The following is a 22,689-nucleotide window of genomic DNA, read 5'->3' as shown; positions in this document are numbered from 1 at the left end:
ATTGTTTGTTGATTCACCGTTGTTAAGTAGCCAGGAGAAAAAGCCATGTATGCCAATCCTTCGAGTCCGCAGCCTTTAGGGTTGCAGCACTTTTTCACCCACTGGATTGTGGGATTGTTTGTCGCGCTTATGCTGGCTCTGGCCGGCCTGGCGGCCCATGCCGCGCCACCGCCGGCGGGCACGTCCATCAGCAACCAGGCCTCGGCCACGTACTCGGATGCATCCGGCATTACCCGCACGGTCACGTCGAACGTGGTGCAGACCACGGTGCAGCAGATTGCAAGCTTGACCCTGGCGGCCAACGGCGCGCAGAACGCGACCCCCGGCAGCGTGGTGTACTACCCGCACACCCTGACCAACACGGGTAACGGCACGGACACGTTCAACCTGACCACCAGCAATACCGGTGGCTTCTCGATGGCCAGCGTCCAGATTTTTGCCGACAACGGCAGCGGTACACCAACGGGCCCGGCGATCACTTCGACGGGCGCGCTGGCCGCAGGCGGCCTCTTCAAGTACATCGTGGTCGCCACCTTGCCGGGCACGGCTACGGCGGCACAGACCAACACCATCACGGTGACCGGCACCAGCGTATTTGACCCGACGAAAACCCAGTCGAACACCGACGTGACCACGGCCACGACCAACGCGGTCGTCACGCTGACCAAGTCGGCAAGCGTGTCCAGCGGCTCGGCCGGGACGGCCATCACCTACACCCTGACCTACACGAACACCGGTAACAGCACGGCCACCGCCGTGGCGATCACCGACGTTCTGCCGGCGGGCCTGACCTATACCGCGGGTTCTGCACGCTGGAGCGTGACGGGCGCCACGGCGCTGAGCGACGCTGGTGCCTCCAGTGGTTCTGCACCCAACACCCTGACTTCGGGCTACACCCTGGGAACCAAGACCCTGCTGGTCACGCTCAACCAGGTGACGGCTGGCCAATCTGGCACCATCAGCTTCGGCGTGACCGTGGCCGGGGGAACTGCACCCGGCGTACTCAACAACACCGCCACGACGTCTTACAACAACGGCGCTACCACGGTAACGGGCGGCTCCAACACGGTGCCGTTCACGGTGCTGCAGACCGCCGCCGTGACGCTGACCGGCACCACGGTGCCTGGCCCGGCCGCGCCTGGCTCGACGGTGAGCTTCACCAACACGGTGACCAATACCGGCAATGGCTCCGACACCTTCAACATCACGCTGAGCACGGGCAACTTCCCGGCCGGCACGACCTTCCAGCTTTACAAGAGCGACGGCGTCACGCCGTTGGTCGATACGAATAGCGACGGCACGGTTGACACCGGCCCGCTGGCCGCAGGCGCTACCTACAACGTGATCCTCAAGGCCACGCTGCCGCCGAACGCGACCAACACAGGTGCGCCTTTCATCATTGTCAAGACGGCCACCTCGGTGTTTGACCCGACCAAGACGGCTACCACCAACGACCAGCTGACCGCCGTGACTGCCGCAGCGGTTGATGCCACCAATAACCTGCCGACCGCGGTGGGTGTTCCCGGCGTGGGCGTGTTCGCCAACGGCGAAGGTGCCGCGCAGGTCACCAACACGCTGAACCCGGGCGCCTCGACGGTCTTCACGATCGTGGCCAACAACACCGGCCCTTCGCCGGACAGCTACAACCTGGGCGCCAGCACGGTGAACACCTTCGCCAGCGTGACGTTGCCCGCTGGCTGGACGGTCAGCTTCCGCGCCGACGGCGGCGCAGGAAACTGCTCGACCACGGGTGCGACCATCACCAACACGGGTTCCGTGGCCGCCGCCGGCAACGTTGTCGTCTGCGCGGTGGTGGGTGTGCCTGCCGGCTTTGCAGCGGGCACCACGCAGCTGTACTTCCGTACGCTGTCGCCCACGTCGAACGCTTCGGACACGCTGCATGACGCGGTGGTCGTGAACGCCGTGCGCTCGGTGACCCTCACGCCCAACGGCGCCGGCCAGACCTATCCAGGCGGCTCCTACGTCTACAGCCACACCTTGACCAATACCGGCAACGTGCTGGAAGGCAACGGCACGGTCAGTACGCTGACCCTGGCCGGCGCCGACAACCAGGCCGGCTGGACTTCCGCGCTGTACTACGATGCCAACGCCAACGGCGTACTCGACGCGACCGACCCTCAGATCAGCAGCACGCTGCATGCCGCGGGCGTCCTGCCTGCGGGTCTGGCTCCCGGTGCATCGATCACGGTGTTCAACAAGGTGATCGCTCCTAGCGGCGCAACCCCCGGTGCAGTGGACGCCACGACCATCACGGTCACGACCACCAATGGCAGCTATGCGACGACAGTTCCTGCCGTGGCTACTGCGGTTGACAGTACGACTGTGATCGCCGGCAACCTGACGCTGACCAAGGCGCAATCCCTGGACACGGCTTGCGCTGGCGCCAACGGCGGCACGGTCTACGCGGCGGCTACCCTCAGCGCCCGTCCCAACCAGTGCGTGCTGTACCAGATCACCGTAACCAACGTCGGATCCGCGAATGCGACCTCCGTTGTGGTGTCCGACGCGACGCCTAGTTACACCACTCTGAGCAGCGCTGCGGCAAGCACGGTAGGTACCGTGACCGGCCCCTCCGCAGGCGCAGCGGGCACCGTCACCGCGACGATCGGCACCCTGACCCCTGGTCAGTCGGCTGTCGTGACTTTCGGTGTACGCATCAACCCCTAACCCGGGACTGACCTCAAGCGCGGGAAGCGAAAGCTTCCCCGCTTTTCAAAGGGCACGGCCGCGTGCCCTTTGGAAAGCGACGCCCTGTCGAAAACCGAACAACAAGCCCATCAACCATGCTTCCTCGCCCGCTGCGCAAGCTGCTGATCTCCTGCATGTTGCTGCTCTTCTGGGCAGCAGCACAGGCAGCGCCGACCCCGGCAGGGACGGTGATCAGCAACACGGCGACAGCAACTTTTGTGGACGCGGCGACGGGCCTGACGGTTCACCTCAACTCCAACACCGTGAACACCACGGTGGCGACGCTTGAAGCGCTCACGCTGGCATCCAGCCAGAACCTGCTGATCGGCGTAGGTTCGTCATTCACGATCAACCATAACCTTGCCAACACCGGCAACAGCACCACGAACTACCTGATCACGGCCAGTGTGTCCGGCGGCAGCGCCTTCACACCGCTCAATCTCCAGGTGGTGCTGGACGTCAATGGCAACGGTTTAGTGGATGCGGGTGAACCCGTGGTTCCTGCCGGAAGTCCTGTGATGGTTGCCGTTGGCGCCAATGCCGGATTGCTGATCACGGGCCAGATCCCGCCGGGCGCGACGCCCGGCCAGACGGCCCAGATTACCCTGAGTGCGTTGAGCCAGGTCCAGGGGGCCAGCGCGACCAACACCGATACGATCAATCTCACCAATGGTGCGGCAATCCAGGTCAGCTACTCAGCCTCGTCGGCCACCGCTACTCAGGGTGGTGCTCTCAGCTTTACCGCAAGGGCCATCAACAACGGAAACATGGCGGCCAGCCCGGCGAATGTGCTTGTCAATGGCGCACCAGTGACGCTTTTTATCCTGCGCGCCCCGGTGCCGGTCAACACGGCCTTTGTCTCGGCCCTGCCGTCTACCAGTCCCGGTGCCCAGACGCTGTACCACCTGCTGGGCGGAGCGACCAACAGCTATGTCACGGCAATACCCGGTGGTGCCACGGTGGACGCCGTTGCCTGGGGCATTGCCGCGTTGCCTCAGGGCGGATTGTTCCAGGGAACATTTAATGTCAGCGTGAACACAAACGCGTCGGGCAATGTGTCGGGCACGGCCTATGCGGACTGGACTGACGCCGCTGCACCGTTGACCACCACCAGCAATATGGTGGTGTTGCCGTTGCCGGCATACGCGGCAGACATCCTTTTCTACAGCAACGCCTCTTATGCCAACCGGACCGCCCTCGGTACGCCGGGCCATCCACTGTTTGTGCAGGCCAATGCTGCTGTGTGCAACGCTGACTCCACGACAGTAGGTACGGTGCCCATCACGCTGGTGAGCCGGCTTACGGGAGATTCGGAAACCTTTACGGCTGTGGAAACCGGCCCCAACACTGGCATCTTCCGCATCATGCCGAATGTTCCCACAGCCAATGCGGCGACGCACATCGTGGCTTCCGGCGACGGCATACTGGAAGTGCTGCGAAACGACACGGTGACAGCCACGATTTCCTCCTGCGGCGGCATCACCGTCTCGGCGACGACCACGCTGCTGGTGGATCCTTCCGGCATCGTGTTCAATTCATCCACCAACCAGCCTGTTGCCGGCGCCACGGTAGCGCTGATCGACGTCACCGGTGCCGGCAATGGCGGGGTTCCCGGTGGGCCAGCCGTCGTGTTCCAGATAGATGGGGTAACGCCGGCTCCCAGCGTTGTCGTGACAGCTGCCGACGGGTTTTATGAATTTCCGCTGGTGGCCAACAGCACATACCGGCTGGTAATCACCCAACCGGCGGGCTTCACCTTTCCATCGCTGCTTCCTGCCGGGATACAGCCTGCGGGTCGGCTGATCGATACACCGGGCTCTTACGGGGGCAATTTCGTCGTGGCGGGTGCGCCTGTGCATTTCGACGTACCCCTGGATCCGGGTGCGAATGCGGGTGGCCTGTTTATCCAGAAAACAGCCAACAAGAAGACAGCAGAAATCGGGGACTTTGTTGACTACTCGATCAAGTTTAACAACGTCAGCGCAGGGGCGCTCCCCGGTGTTGTGGTCAACGACAGCCTGCCTGCAGGCTTCGCCTATGTGCGCGGCACGGCACGGCTCAACGGCGTGCCCGTTGCAGACCCTTCAGGCGGTGCGGGTCCCAGCCTCCAGTTTGCGGTGGGCGCCATCGCCTCTGGCTCGCAGCCGACACTGACTTACCGCGTGCGCGTCGGCGTGGGCAGCCAGGGCGGTGACGGCATCAATACGGCGCAGGCTGCCAGCGGCGTGGTGCGGTCCAACCGGTCCAGCGTTCGCGTCCAGGTCGTCGGTGGTGTGTTTTCCAACAAAGCCTATGTGATCGGCAAGGTGTTTGCCGATTGCAGCCGCAATGGTGTGCAGGATGCGGGTGAGCCAGGCATTCCGGGCGTTCGGATTTATCTGGAAGACGGCACCTATGCCGTGACGGACGAGGAAGGCAAATACAGTTTCTACGGCCTGGAGCCACGCACCCATGTCGCCAAGATCGACAGCATCACATTGCCTGCTGGTGCTTCGCTCCTGGTACTCAACAATCGAAATGCCCTTGATGCGGCCAGCCGTTTTGTGGACCTGACCAATGGCGAGCTCCACAAAGCTGACTTTGCCATCGCCGAGTGCACGGCCGCCATTCAGGAGCAGATCGCTCTGCGCCGCAAAGCGTTAGGCAATTCTTCGGAGATCGCCCAGGCCGCAGGCCTGTTGCTGCAGGCCAACCGCGGCGCGGCGACGGTGGACAGCCGGACGCTTCCCTCCAGCGGCGCGCTCGGTCTGCCCGGAGCACAGAAAAACAATACCCCCGCAGGTTCGGCGGCACCGCTGCCGGGCACCCTGGGCGCCGTGGGCGATCCGGGCGGACCTTATGCGCCTAACGCCCAGGGGTTGCCAAAACCTATTTACGCGCCTTTGGAGGTTGTGTCGGAGGCCGCGCAACCTTCGGCGGTTTCCGGTGCCGAATCGCTACAGGCAGTTGTTCCACTGGAAGAGCTCCTGCCGGAGCTCAATGGTGAAACTGGTTTTGTCGGGCTGGTCAACGAGCAGGTGTTGCCTTCAGCCCAGACCCGCGTCCGGGTGAAAGGCCCGCTAGGCGCCACGTTTGAGGTCACCCTCAATGGGCAACTGGTACCCGCCACACAGGTAGGCAAGAAGAGCAGCCTTGAGAAGAACCGCGTCGTCGCCTGGGAATACATCGGTGTTGACCTCCGGCCCGGCCGCAATACGCTGGGTGTGCGCGCTGTAGACGGTTTTGGCAATGCACGCGGAACGGCGCAAGTCACGATCCTGGTTCCCGGTGCCCTGGCAAAGATCGAAGTTGGCGCGCCTGCGCAGCTGATTGCTGACGGTGCGACTGCCGTCCCTGTCACCATTTCGCTGCGCGATGCGCAAGGCCTGCCGGTGGCCGTGCGAACCCAAGTGACGCTGCAGGCAAGCCTTGGCCAGTGGCAGACTCCCGACCTGGATGCACGCCAGCCCGGCACGCAGGTCTTTGTTGAAGGTGGTGAGGGCCGCTTTTTGTTGTTGCCACCCGCCCAGCCCGGAAAGGCGGAGCTTGGTATTGCCAGCGGCACCGTCAAGTCTGTGGCGGCCATCGAGTTCATGCCCAACCTGCGGCCCATGATTGCGGCCGGTATTGTGGAGGGCACGCTCAACCTGCGCAGCCTCAATCCTTCCGCATTGCAACCCGCGCAAAGCGGCGATGTTTTTGAACGGCAGATCCGGAGCACGTCGCGCAGCTTTGCGGGTGGCAAGGGCGAAGCGGCTGCGCGGACTGCGCTGTTCCTCAAAGGCAAGGTGCTCGGTTCTTCACTGCTGACGCTGGCCTACGATTCCGACAAGCCTTCCGATACGGCGCTGTTCCGCGATATCCAGCCCAACCAGTTTTACCCGGTGTATGGCGATTCGTCGGCGCGTGGCTTTGACGCCCAGTCCACCGGCAAGCTCTACGTGATGCTGCAAAACGGCACCAACTACGCACTGCTGGGCGACTATTCAACCCAGAGCGACAACGCCGCACGTCAGCTCACGCAATACGCGCGCGCCCTGAACGGTGTCAAGGGCCGTTACCAGGAAGGTGCTGTGACCGTGGAAGGTTTTGCAAGCCGCACGGCGACGACACAGCTGGTGCAGGAATTCCGCGCCAATGGCACTTCCGGGCCGTTCCGGCTCAACATCAACGGTGTGGTCAACAGCCAGCAAGTCGACATCCTCACGCGAAGCCGCAGCCAGGCATCAGTCATCATCAATGACACACCGCTGGCGCAGTTCACCGACTACGAAATCGAACCTTTCAGCGGTCAGCTTCTGCTCAAGACTCCGGTTCCGAGCGTGGACACCGACCTGAATCCGATCTTCGTGCGGGTCAGCTATTCGGTGGACTCGGGCGGCCCCAAGCATACGGTCGCCGGCGCCGATGCGCGCCTGGAAGTCCTTCCGGGTATATCGCTCGGCGCGACGGCGGTGCAGGACACCGACCCCGCCAATCGCCAGAACCTCAGCGGACTGAACGTGACGGCGAAGCTGGGCGAAAAAACCGTGGCCACCGGTGAAATCGCCCGCAGCAGTACAGACTTGCAGGGCAACGGCTCAGGCCAGCGCGTGGAAGTCCGTCATGACGACCAGGCGCTGCAGGCGCGCGTCTGGGGTGCGCGCACCAGTGCGGGTTTTTACAACCCCAACAGCGTGCAGTCGGCCGGCCAGTCTGAATACGGCGCAAAAATCGGTTACGCCGTGGATGACAAGAACAGGCTTGTCGCTGAAGCGCTGCGCACTGCCAACAGCGTGACAGGCGCGGCACAAACCGGCGCGGACCTGAAGCTCGAACACAGCCTGCCCGGAAATGTGAAGGTGGAAGTTGGCGTGCGCTACAGCAGCGCCAACACCGCCGCTGCGCTTTCCGGTCCGGCCTTGCCTGGCAGTACCGTTCCGGTGACGCCTTCCGCCACGGCGCTGGCTTCAGGCTCGTCCGAGGAGGTGGGTTACACCACGGCGCGGGTCAAGGTGACGGTGCCGGTTCCGGATGTGCCCCAAGCCGACGTCTACGGCCTGGCCGAATACGCGATCGACGGCAGCGGCGGCCGGGAGGTCGGCGTCGGCGGCAACTATGCCATTAATTCCACAACGCGCCTGTATGCGCGCCACGACTTCATCAATAGCCTGAAAAGCATTTACACGCTCAATGCGTCGACTTCGCAATACACCACCGTTGCCGGCCTCAATACGGAACTGTCGGACAGCACGCAGCTGTTCAATGAATACCGCATGGGCGACAGCATCAACGGCCGCAGCAGCGAGGCTGCGGTCGGACTGCGCAGGCTCTGGCGCCTGGACAATGGCGTCGGCCTGACAGCCAGCTTGCAACGCATTAAGCCGTTGTCGGGTGTGACCATCGACGACTCTAGCGCCGTCACCATCGGAGCCGACTACACGGCCGCGGCCACCTGGAAGGCGTCCGGCCAGGTACAGTGGCAGACATCGGCCACTTCGAGCAGCTGGCTGTTGACGGGCGCGCTGGCCAACAAGCTGGACGACAGCTGGACCCTGCTCAACCGCGCGCTCTACAGCGAGCAGACCAACCTCGGCGCCACGGGCGGCAAGCGTGAACTGATCACGGCGCAGTCCGGTGTGGCCTATCGCCCGGTAAGCACCGACGTGTGGAATGCGCTGGGTCGCATCGAATACAAAAAGGATTCGGACAGCACCCTGGGCCCAGGCGTCAGCCGCGATGAGTCCGGGCTGATTCTTTCCACCCACCTCAATATCCAGCCCAGCCGCAGCTGGGTGACGAGCGCACGCTATGCCGCCAAATGGGGCCGCGACAAGTCCAACGGCATCAGCAGCCGCTCCTTTACCCAGTTGATTGGCGGCCGTTCCACCTGGGACCTTACCGAGCGCTGGGACGTCAGCCTGCAGGCCTACCGCATGTGGGGTAACGGCGCCGCGGAGACCGCGGTGGGCGTGGAAGTCGGCTATCTGGCCTGGAAAAACATGTGGGTGTCACTGGGCTACAACATCAAGGGCTTCCGGGCCGCTGACCTGGCGGGCGAGGCCTACACCCAGCGTGGTGTCTACCTGCGTGTACGCTTCAAGTTTGACGAGAATGTGTTTGAACCGGCTGGCGCGGCCACTGCCTCACCTTCCAACACGGCGGGCCCCAAATCATGATGTTTTTTCAGTGTCCAGGCCTTTCCTCGTATGCGCCCCGCCGATCCTCACCGGCAAGCAAGTGGGCGCGCCTGGTATGGGCCGTGGCCGTCATGCTGCTGGCCGCGACTGGCGCGATGGCACAGACAACTTTCAATTACACGGGCGCCCTGCAGACCTATACCGTGCCGGCGGGCGCGGGCGGCGTGATCATCCAGGCCAACGGCGCGGGTGGTGGCAGCGGCGGCAATGACTTGAGCGGTGACGGCGGCGCTGGCGGCGCGGGTGCGCGAGCCACGGGCACGTATTACATCGCCCCGGGCACCGTGCTCAACGTGGCCGTCGGACAGGGTGGCCGGCCCGGCAACACATCGCAAGGTGCTTTTACCTGCGCCAACGCGGCGGGCGCGGGCGGCCTTGCGGGCGGTGCTCCGGGCTGGGCCGGCGGCTCCGGTGGCCAGGCCGGCTGCAGCGGCTGGTCCGGCGGCGGTGCCGGCGGCGGTGCCGCCAGCGTGGTGGCCACGGCCGCCAATGCCAGGCTGATCATCGCCGGCGGCGGTGGCGGCGGGCAGGGCGGCGCGCTCAACATCGCGGGCCGCCCCGGGCTGGCCGCGACGACGACGATAGGCACCTTGCCGGGCGCAGCGGGTAGCGCCGGCGCGACACGCGTCGGCGACGGCTCGGGCGGCGGCGGCGGCGGCGCCGGTTGCGCGGCCGGTGTGGGCGGCGCGGAACTGGTGGACAGCAGCGCCACCAACACCACCGCTCAGGCCACGGGCGGCGGATCTTGCCGCGACGCGGTGTCGGTGTCGGCTTTCAGCGTGACCGCGTCGCTGGGTGGCGCGGGCGGCGCGACCGTCCCCGGCAACACGGCGCCGGGCACCGGCAATCCCGGTGGCGACGGCTCCGTGACCATCACGCCCATCTACCCCACGCTGACTGTCACCAAGTCGCAGCCCAGCCCTGCGTTGCAGGTGGGCATCAACAGTGTCTACACCCTTACCGTGGCAACCACCACCACCACGCCGGCCTTTGTGGCGCGGGTGGTGGATCAGCTTCCCGTCAACATGACCTACGTCAGCAGCAGCGGCACCGGCTGGACCTGCTCGACCGCGGCCAATGCCGGCGGCACGCTGGTGACCTGCAATTTCGTTGGCGCCATCACAGCCAGCGGCGGCACCTCGACGCTGCAGATCACGGCAAGACCGACGAGCAACATCACGGTCACCAACTACACCGCCGTAGACCCGGCCGGCGGCACCAGCCCACCGACCCCGACCACTTGCACGGCTGCCAACACGCCGAGCGCCGGCTGCGCTGCGCCCGTGGTCAGTACGGTAGCCCTGGGTTTCGGCGGCAACGTTTACAGCGACCCCAACCACAACAGCAACCTGGATGCGGGCGAGGCCGGCATAGGCGGGGCCACTGCACTGTGGGTCAAGCTTGCGCCGCGCACGGGCGGCACCTGCACGGGGCCGGCCACCGTGGCTGCATCGGTCAACCTGACCACCGGCGCCTACAGCTTCACCAACATACAGCAGGGCAACTATTGCCTGATCGTGGACGGCAACAACACGCTGAGCGACATCGCGGCTGCATATCCGGCCGGCTTCATCGGTACGCAGAATCCCACCGGGGTGATCCAATTCAGCATCGTGGGTGCGCCGCCCGCACCGCAGAATTTCGGCCTGTACAGCGGCAGCACGCTGAGCGGCACCGTGTTTGCCGACAACGGCGCGGGCGGCGGCACCGCCAACAACGGCGTGAAGGCCGGGACGGAGCCCGGCCTGGCCGGCATCACCGTCAACGCCATGCAGGGTGCGACGACGGTGGACACCGAACCCACGGCCAGCGATGGCAGCTTCATTCTGTGGATTCCCGGTGCCACCAGCGGCACCGTGGTCCTCACGCCCGTGCTGCCCTCCGGCTACACCGCCACCGGCGGCTCGGCCGGCACCACGGGCGGCACTTACACCCGCCCGAGTGTGAGCTACACCGCCGGCTCCGGCCTGGCCCGCACCGGCATCAGCTTCGGCATGGTGGGGCCCAACACCCTGAGCCCCAACGGCGCGCAGACCGCCCAGCCTGGCACGGTCGTGTTTTACGCCCACACCTACACCGCTGGCACCGGCGGGCAAGTTACCTTCTCGATGGTCAACACCGCCACGCCGGCCAGCCCTGCGTGGAGCCAGGTGCTGTATCAGGACAGCAATTGCAACGCAGCGCTGGAGGCCAGCGAGGCGCAGGTCACCACAGCTCTCACCGTCACCGCCGGGCAGACCGTCTGCCTCATCGTCAAGCAGTTCGTACCCGCTGGGGCCGGCCAGGGCGCGCAGAACAACGTAACCTTGAGCGCGGCCTTCAGCTACACCAACGCCAGCCCGGCGCTCAGCGTCAGCACCCTGCTTGTCACCGATATCACCACCGTTGGCCAGGCTGGCGACCTGTCGCTGGCCAAGCTGGTGAGCAACGTCACCCAGGCTATCGCCTCGGCCACCAGCGTAAACGCCAGCCCTGGCGACACGCTGCAGTACACGTTGACGGCCACCAACAACGGCACACAGGCGCTGTCCACGCTGTTTGTGAGCGACTCCACCCCGGCGTTCACCGGCTTCGTCTCCACCGCCTGTCCGGGCGTGCTGCCCACGGGCATCACGGGCTGCACGGTGACCACGCAACCGGCCGTGAACGCGCAGGGGGCATTGAAGTGGACTTTTACCGGTTCGCTGGCCTCTGGGGCACAGATCGTCGTCACTTACCGTGTCAAGGTCGATCAGTAGGCTTCCCAGGCGCTCACAGAGGCGGAAAACAGCTTTTTTCAGGCTGTTCTGTCGTTTTGGCCATTGACATCGAATATGTGCCTGAGCAGCTATTAAGTTTGGGGTTTGGGAAGCAAAGCTCATCACCAGATGAGCTGAGTTCCTAAGCTCCTAAATAGATAGCTGCTTGCGCTTTCCTGCATTGGGTTGCAGGAGGTTTCCTCTTAAACCTCTTCAGCCCGCGCCAAACTCATCACCCAGTTCACCGGCGCGTTGCCTTGCCGTGTGGATGGCGCGCATGAACAGCATCTTGACGCGGTCCTGCTCCATGGAGGTCAGCGCGGCGTAGGTGGTGCCCCCTTTGGACGTGACCTGGGCGCGCAGGGTCTGGGGCGTCTCGTCGGACGCCGCCAACAGCGCCGAAGCGCCAGCAAAGGTGCCGACGGCAAGCTTGCGCGCCTGTTCCGGCGCAAGGCCCATGTCCGTGCCTGCCTCGATCATGGCTTCCACAAAATAAAAGACGTAGGCCGGGCCGGAGCCCGAAATGGCGGTGACCGCGTCCAAGTGGGCTTCTTCGGTGAGCCACAGGTAATCCCCCGTGGGCTTGACCACCTGCTCGACACCCAGCCTGTCGTCGTCTGTCACGGCATCCCGCGCAAACAGCGCCGTCATGCCTTTGCCGACCAGCGCCGGCGTGTTGGGCATGGCGCGTACCACGCGCTCGGTGCCCAGCCAGCGCGCGATGCTGCTGGACCGCACGCCGGCTGCCACACTCAGGTGCAGGGCGGTTTTGGTGTGAAAGCGTGTTTGCAGCGCTGCATCCTTGAATGTCTGCGGCTTTACAGCCCAGACCACCAGGCCGGCGCTGGCCAGTGGCGCGCCGGGTTTTTCATGCACCTGCACGCCGAATTGCCGGATGAGCTTGTTGCGTTGCTCCTCAAAAGGCTCGACCACCTGGATCTGGCTGGCTGGCATGCCTTGCTTAAGCAGGCCGCCAATGATGGCGCTGGCCATGTTGCCGCCGCCTATGAAGGCGATGTGTTCGTTGCTTGTACGGGAATTGGAGGTCATGCGTTGTCAATCCAAAAATTCAAAGGCCAGCCATTGGCTGATTTGCCGGGAGCTGAAATTGTCGTCGCTAATGAAGACCAGGCTGCGATTTCCGTTGGGCAGTACCGGGCCCCAGGCCATGCCTTCCGTATTGTCCAGACGTTCCAGCCGGAGGCCGGGCCCCGGGCCGGTGAAGGTGGAAAAGTCGGCGATCAGTGTTTTGTCCACCGCGCGATAGGTGCCAGTCTGCAGGACAGGCGTTGCGAGCGTGTCGGATCCCTGCCGGGTGTCGATAAGGTACAGGCGCAGCGAGTTACCTGCCTGCGGGCCCCAGCCGGCCATATAGGCCCGCTCCAGCACCAGCATGCGGTCGGCATCGAGCATCAGGATTTCCACCACGCCGTTGTCGGCCTGGGTGGCCGGCGCAACAGGTGCGCGCGGAATGGCGTCGGGCACATACGCAATTTGCCGCAATGCTTTCCCACTGGCAAGGTCAATTTGGGTGAAGCGGCAAGGACCGCCCTTCGCTTTCACCGTGGGTACGGGTCCATCCTGGCGGAAGGCGTTTTCCATGGCGATCCAGGCTGTCTTGTCATCGGGTGTCAGCGCCAGGCCTTCCAGCGCCAGATTGACGCGCGGCCCCCGGATGAGATGAAACTCAAACATGGGCGGCAGCGTAAATTCGCGAACCATCGTGCCGTCAGCCCGGCTTTCGCGCAGCTCCGGCGCCACGCCCGTCAGGGAATGCCCCTCAGTGACCCACAGCAGCGTCTGGCTGCTCGGGCGCCAGCGAATCGACTCCGGGTCGGGGGGCTGCATGCCCCGCAATGCGGCCTCATACGTGCTGCTGTCGCCCTGGCGCAGGGGGGTGACGCTCAGCAATTCCGGCTGGCCGAGGCTGTTCATGTCCAGCGCGATGCGTGCGGTGTAAAACCGCACGGGGTTGATGCTGGAGGCGTCGTCGCTGATCAGGTAATACAGGTTGTTGGCGGCGTCGTAGTCAATGCCTGAGAGACCGCCCACCGTGGTGCCCTGGAATTGCAACCGGTGTGGAATGCGGGATTCACCGATCAGGCGCAGACGTGTGTGGACCGGCTGCGTGGCCGCTGCTGCCGGCTGCGGTGCCTTGCCGCCGGCCAGGCCCAGCACTGCGGCTGCGCCGGCTCCGAGGACCAGCCGGCGCCTGGAGGGTGCTGTGACATAGGGGTTCATGCAGCCAAGTCTAGCGGCCGCACCTGTGGGAAATGTGACAGGGCAGGGCTGCGCTTACTGCAGCACGGTCTGCCGCACCGCCTGCTCCCAGCGCGCCATCAGCTCAGCGGCCCGGTCCGCGCCCAGCGTAGGCAAAAACTTGCGCTCGGCGCGCCACATGCCGGACAACTCGTCGGTGCTGCTGTAGACGCCGCTGGAAAGTCCTGCCAGGTAGGCGGCGCCCAGAGCGGTGGTTTCAATGACCGCCGGGCGGATCACCGGTATGCCCAGCAGGTCGGCCTGGAATTGCATCAGCAGGTCGTTGACGCAGGCGCCGCCGTCTACGCGCAATTCCGCAACAGGTGCGGCGCCAGCACTCACCGCGTCGCGGCTCATGGCCTGCAGCAGGGCGGCGCTTTGGTAGGCGATGCTTTCGAGTGCGGCGCGCGCGATATGGGCGACGGTGGTGCCGCGCGTGAGGCCGGTGATGGTGCCCCGCGCATCCGGTTTCCAGTAGGGTGCACCCAGGCCGGTGAAGGCCGGCACCATCATCACGCCGCCTGAGTCAGGCACGCTTTCGGCCAGCGCCTGCACTTCGGCGCTGCCCTTGATGGCGTGCAGGCCGTCGCGCAGCCACTGCACCACGGCGCCGCCAACAAACACGCTGCCTTCGGTGGCGAACTGCGTTTGGGTTGTTGCCTGGGCTGCGCTGGTGGTCAGCAGGCCATTGTGTGAGGTTTGAAACTGGCTGCCCGTGTGCATCAACATGAAGCAGCCGGTGCCATAGGTGTTTTTTGCCATGCCGGCCTTGAAGCAGGCCTGGCCGAACAGCGCGCTTTGCTGGTCACCGGCGACGCCTCCGATGGGGATGTCATGGCCCAGCAGATCGGGGCGCACCTCGCCGTAATGCGCGCTCGAAGGTAATACCTTGGGCATCAGCGAAGCCGGGATGCCCAGCAGCTCAAGCAGCTCGTCGTCCCACTGATTGGTGTGCACATTGAACAGCATTGTGCGCGACGCGTTGCTGACGTCGGTGGCATGCAGCGCGCCGCCCGTGAGTTGCCACATCAGCCAGCTGTCGATGGTGCCGAAGGCCAGTTCGCCGCGCTCGGCCTGCGCGCGGGCGCCGGGCACGTTGTCGAGCAGCCATTTGAGCTTGGTACCGGAAAAATAGGCGTCGATCAGCAGCCCGGTTTTGGACTGGATCAGCTTTTCCTTGCCGCGCTCACGCAACTCGGCGCAGGTGGCTTCCGCGCGCCTGTCCTGCCAGACGATGGCGTGATGAACCGGCAGGCCGGTCTTGCGGTTCCAGAGGGCGGTGGTCTCGCGCTGGTTGGTGATGCCCAGTGCCCAAATGTCGCTGGCCTTGATGTTCGCCTTGGCCAGCACTTCGCGCGCTGTCGCCAGCTGGGTGCGCCAGATCTCCATCAGGTCGTGCTCGACCCAGCCCGGCCTGGGGTAGATCTGCGGCAACTCCTGCTGGGCCAATGCCACGATGTGACCGTGTTCGTCAAACACGATGCTGCGGGAGCTGGAGGTTCCCTGGTCGAGTGCAAGAAGGTATGTCATGCGCTGGAGTGTATGAAAGGGTGGCAGGCGCGCACAAGTGCGCGGGGCTCAGGAGTGGGCCACTTCACAGTTGACGTCCGCCTCTTCCAGCAAGGTGGGGAATGGCTCGGGCGGAGGCATGTCGGTGAACAGCCGGTCAATCTGGGAAAGCGTGGCCAGCTCCACCATGGCGGGCCGGTTGAACTTGCTGCTGTCTGCCGCCAGCCAGACTTCGCGGGCATGCTCGATGATGGTCTGGGCAACTTTGACTTCGCGGTAGTCGAAGTCGCGCAGGGAGCCGTCAGGCTCGATCCCTGAAATGCCGATGATCGCGATGTCTACCCGAAACTGGCGTATGAAGTCGACCGCCGCCTCGCCCACGATGCCCCGGTCGCGCGAACGCACTACGCCACCGGCGACGATGACTTCGCAGTCGGTATTGCTGCACAGGATGCCGGCCACATTCAGGTTGTTGGTGATGACCCGCAGCCCTTTGTGGTGCAGCAGGGCCTTGGCGATGGCCTCGGTGGTGGTGCCGATATTGAGGATCAATGAGCAGTCGTTCGGAACACGCCTGGCCACTGCGCGCGCGATACGCGCCTTGCCTTCGGCGTGAAGGCTTTCACGCTGGCGGTGGGCAATGTTTTCGATGGTGGAACTGGGTACCCGCACGCCGCCATGAAAACGCGTCAGCAGGCCGGCTTCCGCCAGGCGCTGCACATCCCGCCGGACGGTCTGCAAGGTCACGTCCAATTTTTCTGCAAGCTGCTCGACGGAGGCCGATCCGTGGGTTCGCACGACGTCAAGGAGCTTGATTTGCCTGGGGTTGGAGTTCACGCGGGTTCAAGTTTGAAGGAATCGTGGAGGTCTGGAAACTTTATATCGAAACAAAAGGAAACAGATAAGGGAAAACAAGTAGATAAAACAATCAAAAAAGAAGAAAAATAGAAAAAAACCGAACTTCCTCAAAGTTTCGCCGGGAGCCTTCCTCTTGTCTACTGTTTCTTTTTGTCTGCCTGCCAATGCCCTGGCACAGAGGCCCCACCGCCGTTTTGGGTCGCTGCAACGCGCCTGGGACGGCCGGTTGTTCAGAAGAGGCGCGTGATGCAGCTGACCCTGGACCACATCAGCAAAAAAGTCGGCGCCGAACAATGGCTTTATGAAATGAACCTGGCGCCGCGCAGCGGCGAAGTCACGGTGCTGCTGGGCGCAACGCAGGCCGGAAAAACCAGCCTGATGCGCATCATGGCGGGCCTGGATGTCCCCACGCAGGGGAAAGTCATGGTGAACGACGCCGATGTGACCGGCATGCCGGTGCGCGAGCGGAACGTCGCCATGGTCTACCAGCAGTTCATCAACTACCCCTCGCTGCGGGTGGCGGACAACATCGCCTCGCCGCTGAAGCTGCGAGGGGAAAAAGACATCGATCAGACGGTGCGCAAACTGGCCGAACGCCTGCACATCGAGATGTTCCTGGACCGCTACCCGGCCGAGCTGTCGGGTGGGCAGCAACAGCGGGTGGCCCTCGCACGCGCACTGGCCAAAGGGGCTCCCCTGATGTTGCTGGACGAACCGCTGGTCAATCTGGATTACAAGCTGCGCGAGGAATTGCGCGAAGAGCTGACCCAGCTTTTTGCAGCCGGCGATTCCACCGTGATCTATGCCACCACCGAGCCTGGCGAGGCTCTGCTGCTGGGGGGCTATACCGCTGTGATGGACGGTGGTGAACTGCTGCAGTACGGCCCGACCGCCGAGGTCTTCCACTCGCCACGATCCTTGCGCGTTGCGCGTGCCTTCAGCGATCCGCCCATGAATCTGATAGCGGCACTGCCCGCAGCGCAGGGATTGCAGCTGGCGGCAGGGCCCACCCTGGCGCTGGCCTTGCCCGATGCGCCGGCGCAAAACCTGGCCACCCTCACGGCCGGTGTTCGCGGCAGCGCCCTGCGCGTCCAAAAGCGTGAGGGTGATGTGGCGTTGCCGGGAAAGGTCGAGTTGGCTGAAATTTCGGGTTCCGACACTTTTGTCCACGTTGCCACGGCGGTGGGCGAACTGGTGGCGCAACTGACCGGTGTGCATTACTTTGAGTTGGGTGCGCCCATCACGCTGTTTCTCAGCCCTGCCCAGGTGTATGTCTTTGATGCAACCGGCGCTTTGCTGCTGGCGCCAGAGCGCAGGGGGGGACTTGCGTGAAGCACCTTTTTGCATCGGCTGCCGTGTTGTGGAGGCCTTATGGCGCGTATTGATCTCGACCTGGCCCATGCTTACCGGCCGAATCCGCGCGAGGACAGCGACTACGCGTTGCTCCCGCTCACCATGAGTTTTCGCGATGGCGGCGCCTATGCATTGCTTGGTCCCTCAGGCTGCGGCAAGACCACCATGCTCAACATCATGTCGGGCTTGCTTGTGCCGTCGCAGGGCACGGTCAAGTTTGACGGCGTAGATGTGACGCACGCCTCGCCGCAGCAGCGCAATATTGCGCAGGTGTTCCAGTTCCCGGTGATCTACGACACCATGACTGTGGCTGAAAACCTGGCGTTTCCGCTGCGCAACCGCAAGGTGCCGGAAGACCAGATCAAAAAACGCGTTGGTGAAATTGCCGAGATGCTGGACATGAGCGGCCAGCTCAACCACCGCGCGGCTGGGCTTGCAGCAGATGCCAAGCAGAAAATTTCGCTGGGCCGCGGCCTTGTGCGGCCCGATGTGTCTGCTGTGCTGTTTGACGAGCCGCTCACGGTGATCGACCCGCACCTGAAATGGCAACTGCGGCGCAAGCTCAAGCAGATTCACCATGAATTGAAGCTCACCCTGATTTATGTGACACACGACCAGGTGGAGGCTTTGACCTTTGCCGAAGAGGTGGTGGTGATGACGCGCGGCCGCGCTGTGCAGACGGGCTCGGCCGATGCACTGTTTGGGCGCCCCCGCCATACGTTTGTAGGCCACTTCATCGGATCGCCCGGCATGAACTTCTTGCCGGCCACCGTCGTCGGTGGCGCGCTACGCGTCGCGGAGCGGCCGTTGGCGCTCCCGCCTGAACGTGCCATGCCCGACGGCGAGCTCAAGCTGGGTGTGCGCCCTGAATACGTGGCGAAGACGGCGCCGGGTGACCCGGCGGCGCTGCCGTTCACTGTCACGCTGGTGCAGGACATCGGCACGCACTGGATGCTGACGGCGCGGATCGGTGAACACACGATCAAGGCCCGGTTGAACCCGGCTTCCCGCGCGCCGCAAGTTGGCGAGGAGGTCTGGCTGCAGGTGATGGGGCCACACACCTGCCTGTACCTCAATGACGAACTGGTGGATGCATGAGCACGACGACTAAGCCCGTTAATCAAAAGGCCTGGCTGCTGGTGCTGCCCGTCATCATCTGCGTGGCGTTCTCCGCCATTCTGCCGCTGATGACCGTGGTTAACTATTCGGTGCAGGACATCATCTCGCCCGAGCGGCGCGTGTTTGTCGGCACTGAGTGGTTTGTATCCGTCATGCGTGACGAAGAACTGCATGCGGCACTCTGGCGGCAACTGACGTTCTCGCTGGCCGTGCTGGCGGTCGAAATTCCGCTGGGCATCGCACTCGCGCTGTCCATGCCGGCGCAAGGCTGGAAGGCCTCGTTGGTGCTGGTGCTCGTTTCGCTCTCACTGCTGATTCCGTGGAACGTGGTGGGCACTATCTGGCAGATCTATGGCCGGGCTGACATTGGCCTTTTGGGCGCGATGCTGCAAAAGATGGGCTTTGACTACAGCTACACCGGCAATGCCACGCACGCCTGGGTGACGGTGCTCATGATGGATGTCTGGCACTGGACGCCGCTGGTGGCGCTGCTGGGCTACGCGGGCTTGCGCTCGATTCCGGACGCCTACTACCAGGCCGCGCGCATCGACGGCGCCAGCAAGTTCGCTGTGTTCCGCTACATCCAGCTGCCCAAGATGCGCGGCGTGCTGATGATTGCCGTGCTGCTGCGCTTCATGGACAGCTTCATGATTTACACCGAGCCTTTTGTGCTGACGGGTGGCGGGCCGGGCAACGCCACGACATTCCTTTCGCAATATCTCACGCAAAAAGCCGTCGGCCAGTTCGACCTGGGCCCGGCGGCGGCTTTCTCGCTGATTTACTTTTTGATCATCCTGCTGCTGTGCTTCATCCTCTATAACTGGATGCAGCGCGTCGGTACGCAAGAGAAGGAGGGCGTGGAATGAACACACCGAAATTCCAGGCGCGCACGCTGTTCCTGATTGCCTACATTTTGTTCGCGCTGTTGCCCATCTACTGGATGGTCAACATGAGCTTCAAGACGAATGCCGAGATTTTGTCGAGCTTCTCGTTCTTTCCCCAGGAGTTCACCTGGAACAACTACAAGACCATTTTTACCGACCCGTCCTGGTATTCGGGCTACATCAACAGCCTGATTTATGTCGCCATCAATACCGTGATTTCGGTGACTGTAGCCCTGCCGGCCGCCTACGCGTTTTCGCGTTACAGCTTCCTGGGTGACAAGCATGTGTTCTTCTGGTTGCTGACCAATCGCATGACGCCACCTGCAGTGTTCTTGCTGCCTTTCTTCCAGCTCTACACCACGGTGGGGCTGATGGATACCCACATCGCGGTGGCCCTGGCGCACCTGTTGTTCAACGTGCCGCTGGCGGTGTGGATCCTGGAAGGTTTCATGAGCGGCATTCCGCGTGAGATTGATGAAACCGCGTACATCGACGGCTATTCCTTCCCCCGCTTCTTTGTACGCATCTTCCTGCCGCTCATCAAGGCCGGTGTCGGCGTGGCGGCGTTCTTCTGTTTCATGTTCAGCTGGGTCGAACTGCTGCTGGCGCGCACGCTGACCAGCGTCAACGCCAAGCCCATCGTCGCGACCATGACACGGACGGTGTCGGCATCCGGCATGGATTGGGCCACACTGGCAGCGGCTGGCGTGCTGACCATCGTGCCGGGCGCCATCGTGATCTGGTTTGTACGCAACTACATCGCAAAAGGCTTCGCAATGGGAAGAGTGTGACCCCCCGAAGCGCCTTCGGCGCCTCCCCCAAGGGGGGCGCCACCTGCGGCCCGGCAAAGCCGGTTCCGCGATGGCACTTGCACGGATTCACTTGCGGTGCTGATGCCGCCAAGTAAGGAGATGACAGATGTTTGAGTGGATGGCCTGGACCACGCCGGTGGCAATTTTCTTTACCTGCATCGTGCTGATGCTGGTGGGCATGACGGTATGGGAGTTGAAATCCCCGACAACGATGCGGCGCGGCTTTTTGCCGCTGGAAACTACCCGTGGTGACCGGCTTTTTATCGGCCTGCTTAGTGCGGCCTACGTCAACCTGATTTTTGTCGGCATCAGCGGCAAGCTGGCCGGGTGGCTGGGTCTGGAGGGCGATCCGTCGATCTGGATCAGCTTCGTGTTGTCAATGGCCTTGCTCGCATTCGTCATGCGCAAGGGATAGAAGTCAGAAAAGGAACCCGGCTCATATTCCCCGGAGCCGAACAAGCCTTCAACCACGGGGAGTGAACCAATGAGGAGACAAATCATGAAGATGCGTTATACGGCTCTGGCCCTGGCTGCGGCATGTGCCATGGCCAGCCCCGGCTGGGCAGGCGAAGCTGAGGCGAAAAAATGGATTGACAGCGAATTCCAGCCCTCTACGTTGTCCAAGGACAAGCAGCAGGCTGAGATGAAGTGGTTTATCGATGCGGCCAAGAAGCTGCAGGCCAAGGGCGTCAAGGAAATCTCGGTCGTGTCCGAGACCATCACGACCCACGAATACGAATCGAAGACGCTGGCAAAAGCCTTTGAGGAAATCACCGGCATCAAGGTCAAGCACGACATCATTCAGGAAGGCGACGTGGTTGAAAAGCTGCAGACTTCCATGCAGTCGGGCAAATCGATTTACGACGGCTGGATTTCCGACTCCGATCTGATCGGCACCCACTACCGCTATGGCAAGATCCTGGCGCTGTCCGACTACATGGCCGGTGCGGGCAAGGAATACACCAACCCGGGCCTGGACCTCAAGGACTTCATCGGTACCAGCTTCACCACGGCGCCCGACGGCAAGCTCTACCAGCTGCCCGACCAGCAGTTCGCCAACCTGTACTGGTTCCGTGCCGACCTGTTTGCGCGCAAGGACTTGCAGGACAAGTTCAAGGCCAAATACGGCTACGACCTCGGGGTGCCGCTGAACTGGAGCGCCTATGAGGACATCGCCGAGTTCTTCACCAACGACGTGAAGACCATAGACGGCAAGCCGATTTACGGCCACATGGACTACGGCAAGAAGGACCCCTCGCTGGGCTGGCGCTTTACCGACGCCTGGCTGTCCATGGCCGGCACCGCCGACAAGGGCATCCCCAACGGCATGCCGGTGGACGAGTGGGGCATTCGCGTGGCGGCCGACAAGTGCACGCCTGTGGGCGCCTCTGTTGCGCGTGGCGGGGCCACCAATTCACCTGCTGCGGTCTACGCGCTGACCAAGTACGTGGACTGGATGAAGAAGTACGCGCCCAAAGAGGCCAGCGGCATGACCTTTGGTGAAGCCGGCCCGGTGCCGGCCCAAGGGCAGATCGCCCAGCAGATCTTCTGGTACACGGCCTTTACCGCCGACATGACCAAGAAGGGACTGCCTGTGGTGAACGCCGACGGCACGCCGAAGTGGCGCATGGCGCCTGGCCCCAATGGCCCTTACTGGAAGCAGGGCATGCAAAACGGCTACCAGGACGTGGGGAGCTGGACCTTCTTCAAGGACCATGACCCCAACAAGGTGGCCGCGGCCTGGCTGTACGCGCAGTTCATCACCTCCAAGACCGTTTCGGCCAAGAAGTCGGTGGTGGGCCTGACCTTCATCCGCGACAGCGACATCCACCATGAGTACTTCACCAAAAATGCCGCCAATTACGGTGGCCTGATTGAGTTCTACCGCAGTCCGGCCCGTGTGGCCTGGACGCCGACGGGCAACAATGTACCCGACTACCCCAAGCTGGCGCAGCTGTGGTGGAAGAACGTGGCCCAGGCCGTAACGGGTGAAAAGACCCCGCAGGGTGCGATGGATACGCTGGCCGATGAGATGGATCAGGTGATGGGCCGCCTTGAGCGCGCCGGCATGGCCCACTGCGCGCCCAAGCTCAACCCCAAAGGTGACCCTGCCAAGTGGCTGAGCGACAAGGGTGCGCCATGGGCCAAGCTGGCCAATGAAAAGCCCAAGGGCGAAACCATCAACTACGACAAGTTGCTGCAGGCCTGGAAAGACGGAAAAGTACGCTGATCGCGTGGCCGTGCAGTGCGCAAGTGCTGCACGGTCCGTTTTTTTGCGGGATTGAGGTTA

The 22,689-nt window shown here is 63.3% G+C and carries 13 protein-coding genes; 9 read left to right on the top strand and 4 right to left on the bottom strand.

Going from position 1 to position 22,689, the window contains the following annotated elements; genetic code table 11:
• Positions 1 to 45 precede the first annotated feature (45 nt).
• The 3 genes from AC1DZE_RS04845 to AC1DZE_RS04835 all read left to right on the top strand — a co-directional run bounded on the left by AC1DZE_RS04845 (position 46) and on the right by AC1DZE_RS04835 (position 11,605).
• A complete protein-coding gene (locus tag AC1DZE_RS04845; protein WP_477672362.1) occupies positions 46 to 2,688 on the top strand; it encodes a beta strand repeat-containing protein in 2,643 nt (880 codons plus the stop codon).
• 116 nt (positions 2,689 to 2,804) lie between these two features.
• Positions 2,805 to 8,846 (top strand): SdrD B-like domain-containing protein, encoded by a 6,042-nt coding sequence (locus AC1DZE_RS04840; RefSeq protein ID WP_477699839.1) that lies wholly within the window; start codon positions 2,805 to 2,807, stop codon positions 8,844 to 8,846.
• Complete coding sequence (locus tag AC1DZE_RS04835; protein WP_477699838.1) at positions 8,843 to 11,605, top strand: beta strand repeat-containing protein; 2,763 nt, start codon at positions 8,843 to 8,845, stop codon at positions 11,603 to 11,605. The genes AC1DZE_RS04840 and AC1DZE_RS04835 overlap by 4 nt, the downstream gene beginning before the upstream one ends.
• A 213-nt stretch (positions 11,606 to 11,818) precedes the next feature.
• On the opposite strand, the gene proC is transcribed toward AC1DZE_RS04835, so the two are convergent.
• Genes proC through AC1DZE_RS04815 form a run of 4 tightly spaced genes read right to left on the bottom strand, consistent with a single transcriptional unit; the run spans position 11,819 to position 16,210 of the window.
• Positions 11,819 to 12,655 (bottom strand): pyrroline-5-carboxylate reductase, encoded by an 837-nt coding sequence (gene proC, locus AC1DZE_RS04830; RefSeq protein WP_477668678.1) that lies wholly within the window; start codon positions 12,653 to 12,655, stop codon positions 11,819 to 11,821.
• A 6-nt stretch (positions 12,656 to 12,661) separates the two neighbouring features.
• Positions 12,662 to 13,846, bottom strand: coding sequence for an esterase-like activity of phytase family protein (locus AC1DZE_RS04825; protein WP_477699837.1), 1,185 nt, complete (start codon positions 13,844 to 13,846; stop codon positions 12,662 to 12,664).
• 54 nt (positions 13,847 to 13,900) lie between these two features.
• Positions 13,901 to 15,394 (bottom strand): glycerol kinase GlpK, encoded by a 1,494-nt coding sequence (glpK, locus tag AC1DZE_RS04820; protein WP_477699836.1) that lies wholly within the window; start codon positions 15,392 to 15,394, stop codon positions 13,901 to 13,903.
• 48 nt (positions 15,395 to 15,442) lie between these two features.
• Positions 15,443 to 16,210: a DeoR/GlpR family DNA-binding transcription regulator gene (locus tag AC1DZE_RS04815; RefSeq protein WP_477668675.1), complete on the bottom strand. Its 768-nt coding sequence runs from the start codon at positions 16,208 to 16,210 to the stop codon at positions 15,443 to 15,445.
• A gap of 267 nt (positions 16,211 to 16,477) precedes the next feature.
• Between AC1DZE_RS04815 and AC1DZE_RS04810 the strand changes: the two genes are divergently transcribed.
• From AC1DZE_RS04810 to AC1DZE_RS04785, 6 genes are all read left to right on the top strand, one after another.
• Positions 16,478 to 17,563: an ABC transporter ATP-binding protein gene (locus tag AC1DZE_RS04810; protein ID WP_477668932.1), complete on the top strand. Its 1,086-nt coding sequence runs from the start codon at positions 16,478 to 16,480 to the stop codon at positions 17,561 to 17,563.
• A gap of 39 nt (positions 17,564 to 17,602) precedes the next feature.
• A complete protein-coding gene (locus tag AC1DZE_RS04805; RefSeq protein WP_477674020.1) occupies positions 17,603 to 18,682 on the top strand; it encodes an ABC transporter ATP-binding protein in 1,080 nt (359 codons plus the stop codon).
• Entirely contained in the window at positions 18,679 to 19,569 is an 891-nt protein-coding gene (locus AC1DZE_RS04800) for a carbohydrate ABC transporter permease (protein WP_457281401.1), read from the top strand. The genes AC1DZE_RS04805 and AC1DZE_RS04800 overlap by 4 nt, the downstream gene beginning before the upstream one ends.
• Positions 19,566 to 20,378 (top strand): carbohydrate ABC transporter permease, encoded by an 813-nt coding sequence (locus AC1DZE_RS04795; protein ID WP_477668674.1) that lies wholly within the window; start codon positions 19,566 to 19,568, stop codon positions 20,376 to 20,378. The genes AC1DZE_RS04800 and AC1DZE_RS04795 overlap by 4 nt, the downstream gene beginning before the upstream one ends.
• Before the next feature lie 127 nt (positions 20,379 to 20,505).
• On the top strand, positions 20,506 to 20,814 hold the full coding sequence (locus AC1DZE_RS04790; protein ID WP_477668673.1) for a DUF2160 domain-containing protein: 309 nt from the start codon (positions 20,506 to 20,508) through the stop codon (positions 20,812 to 20,814).
• A gap of 84 nt (positions 20,815 to 20,898) precedes the next feature.
• Positions 20,899 to 22,629 (top strand): ABC transporter substrate-binding protein, encoded by a 1,731-nt coding sequence (locus AC1DZE_RS04785; protein WP_477668672.1) that lies wholly within the window; start codon positions 20,899 to 20,901, stop codon positions 22,627 to 22,629.
• Positions 22,630 to 22,689 lie beyond the last annotated feature (60 nt).

The organism is Polaromonas sp. P1_F1, assembly GCF_056405795.1.
Note: the sequence above shows the minus strand (reverse complement) of the source record. Positions and strands in the feature narration are given on the sequence as shown.

Bases quoted from the DNA above. Each gene is read 5' to 3' on its own strand.
- AC1DZE_RS04845 (WP_477672362.1), top strand. From the start codon at position 46: ATGTATGCCAATCCTTCGAGTCCGCAGCCTTTAGGGTTGCAGCACTTT.
- AC1DZE_RS04840 (WP_477699839.1), top strand. From the start codon at position 2,805: ATGCTTCCTCGCCCGCTGCGCAAGCTGCTGATCTCCTGCATGTTGCTG.
- AC1DZE_RS04835 (WP_477699838.1), top strand. From the start codon at position 8,843: ATGATGTTTTTTCAGTGTCCAGGCCTTTCCTCGTATGCGCCCCGCCGA.
- proC (WP_477668678.1), bottom strand. From the start codon at position 12,655: ATGACCTCCAATTCCCGTACAAGCAACGAACACATCGCCTTCATAGGC.
- AC1DZE_RS04825 (WP_477699837.1), bottom strand. From the start codon at position 13,846: ATGAACCCCTATGTCACAGCACCCTCCAGGCGCCGGCTGGTCCTCGGA.
- glpK (WP_477699836.1), bottom strand. From the start codon at position 15,394: ATGACATACCTTCTTGCACTCGACCAGGGAACCTCCAGCTCCCGCAGC.
- AC1DZE_RS04810 (WP_477668932.1), top strand. From the start codon at position 16,478: ATGCAGCTGACCCTGGACCACATCAGCAAAAAAGTCGGCGCCGAACAA.
- AC1DZE_RS04805 (WP_477674020.1), top strand. From the start codon at position 17,603: ATGGCGCGTATTGATCTCGACCTGGCCCATGCTTACCGGCCGAATCCG.
- AC1DZE_RS04800 (WP_457281401.1), top strand. From the start codon at position 18,679: ATGAGCACGACGACTAAGCCCGTTAATCAAAAGGCCTGGCTGCTGGTG.
- AC1DZE_RS04795 (WP_477668674.1), top strand. From the start codon at position 19,566: ATGAACACACCGAAATTCCAGGCGCGCACGCTGTTCCTGATTGCCTAC.
- AC1DZE_RS04790 (WP_477668673.1), top strand. From the start codon at position 20,506: ATGTTTGAGTGGATGGCCTGGACCACGCCGGTGGCAATTTTCTTTACC.
- AC1DZE_RS04785 (WP_477668672.1), top strand. From the start codon at position 20,899: ATGAAGATGCGTTATACGGCTCTGGCCCTGGCTGCGGCATGTGCCATG.